The organism is Streptomyces macrosporus (genome assembly GCF_039533145.1).
Classification (GTDB): Bacteria; Actinomycetota; Actinomycetes; order Streptomycetales; family Streptomycetaceae; genus Streptomyces; species Streptomyces macrosporus.
Genome location: NZ_BAAASZ010000055.1, coordinates 1 through 1,256 on the forward strand (window position 1 = coordinate 1; position 1,256 = coordinate 1,256).

Consider the following 1,256-nt stretch of genomic DNA (forward strand, 5'->3'; position numbering starts at 1 on the left):
GCCCAGTTGGTCGGCGGCTCGCTGGACGCCGGAGGCGATGCCGGCGTCGTCCTCGGTCACGCCGGTCACCGCGACGTACTGCAGCCCGACGATCCCGAACCCCATCCCGGCCGCGATGAGCACCATGGCCGGAATCATCGCCCAACCGGTGGCCCCGAGGGAGGAGACCAGAGCGATGGCCGCCATCGCCGACACGGTGAAGCCGATCCCGGCCAGAACACAAACCCGGGCGCCCCACCGTCCGAGCAGCCGAGGCACCAGCACCGAGGCCACGATCAGGGACACCGCCAAAGGCAGCATCGTCACACCGGCCTGGAGCGGTCTGGCGCCCGACCGGTCCTGCAGGTAGTAGGTGAACAGCAGGAACGAGGTGGACAGTGCCGCGCTCAGCAGAGCGGTGGCGAGGTTGGCCAGGACGCGCGGCCGGTTGCGGAAGAACCGCAGCGGCACGAGCGGGTTCCGTGAACGGCGCTCGACCCCGACGAACAGGGCCCCGGCTGCCACCGCCCGGCCAGCGCCGCCGGCGGCAGCCAGGGCAGCGTGCCGTCCGCCTCTCCTGCCTCGATGACGCCGAGGGTGAACAGCAGCGGAGCCGCGACCAGCAGGAGCGAACCGGGAAGGTCCAGCGGTGCGCGCCCGGCGGGCCGTTCGCTCGGCACGAGAAGGGCCGCCGCGGCGAGCACGACCAGGATGAACGGCACGGACACCAGGAAGATCCACCGCCAGCCGAGCAGCTCGGTGACGATCCCGGAGACCGCGAACCCGAGGACGAGGCCACAGCTCGCGACGGCCGCCCACACGCTCAGCGCCCGCGACCTGCGCGGCCCCTCGGGGAACATGAGCACGATCACCGCCATCGCCGCCGGAAGCGCGATCGCTTCTCCGGCGCCCTGCAGCAGCCGGGCCGTCACCAGCACGGCGAAGGAGGGCGCGAGCCCGGCCAGCAAGGACGCGGCGCCGAAGAGCGTTGTGCCGAGCAGGAGGACGCGGCGCCTGCCGAGCACGTCGCCCAGCCGGCCGCCGAGCATCAGCAGCCCGCCGCCGGTGACCGTGTACCCGACCACGACCCAGGTCAGGGCGTGACCGTCGACGCCGAAGTCGGCGCCGATCGAGGGCAGGGCGACGTTGACCACGGTCACGTCCACCGCGATGAGGAACTGCAGCATGGCCATGCAGCACAGCACCAGCCACGCACGCACCGGGGACGACCCGTTCCGGCGCGAAGAGAGAATGCCTGAAAACACCGAGTGCTCCGT

1 pseudogene is annotated in these 1,256 nt (G+C 72.0%); it reads right to left on the reverse strand.

The features are described 5' to 3' along the window. A pseudogene (locus tag ABD335_RS30645) lies at positions 1–1,172 on the reverse strand (MFS transporter); the annotation flags it as partial. Positions 1,173–1,256: the final 84 nt, after the last annotated feature.